Annotated in this window: 1 pseudogene; it reads right to left on the bottom strand. The window is 74.3% G+C overall.

Annotated elements, in window-relative coordinates:
- Nucleotides 1-54: 54 nt before the first annotated feature.
- Nucleotides 55-611 (bottom strand): annotated as a pseudogene (locus tag ABD308_RS11515) (NYN domain-containing protein); the annotation flags it as partial.

The raw sequence follows: 611 nt of genomic DNA, 5'->3' as shown, positions 1-611 counted from the left end.
CCGTCATGCGCTCGCTGATCGCCTACGACCACTAACCCTTGGCATCACTCATTTCTAGTCGTCGACGACCAGGTCACCGCCGGGGACCCGGGCGGCGAGCTCCTTCCAGAAGCCCGCCCGGATCGCGTACCGGTCGTGCTCGTCGATCTGGTCGTCCTTGTGCGCCAGCAGCCCGAAGCGGGCGGCGTAGCGCAGCAGCTCGCCGTCGACCCGGTGCGGGATGCGCGGGTAGCCGGGCCACAGCACGGTGAGCCGTTCGGCGTCGCCGATCCGGCTGGTCCAGCGGCGGGCGAAGACCTGCCCGACCTCGTGGGCGTCGCCGCCGATGGAGGTGATGTCCTCCTCGCGGTCGGCCCAGCGCTGCTCGGCGGTGGTGAGCTGGGCGAGGGTCGGCAGGCCGTCGCCGGCGGTGACGGCGGGCTCGGCGACGGGCCGGTCGATCCAGCCCCGGTCGGAGGACCAGCGCAGCACCGGGCCGGACGGCAGCGCGCCGCTCTGCTGATGGCCGTTCTGCTGCTGGGCGACGGCGGCCTGCCGGTCGGCGCTGCGCCCGGCGAGGTCCTTGGGGGTGGGGACGACCTTCAGCCCGGCGGCGACCGGCTGGGGGCCGC

The organism is Kitasatospora putterlickiae (genome assembly GCF_039527695.1).
In the GTDB taxonomy this organism is placed as follows: Bacteria; Actinomycetota; Actinomycetes; order Streptomycetales; family Streptomycetaceae; genus Kitasatospora; species Kitasatospora putterlickiae.
Note: the sequence above shows the minus strand (reverse complement) of the source record. Positions and strands in the feature narration are given on the sequence as shown.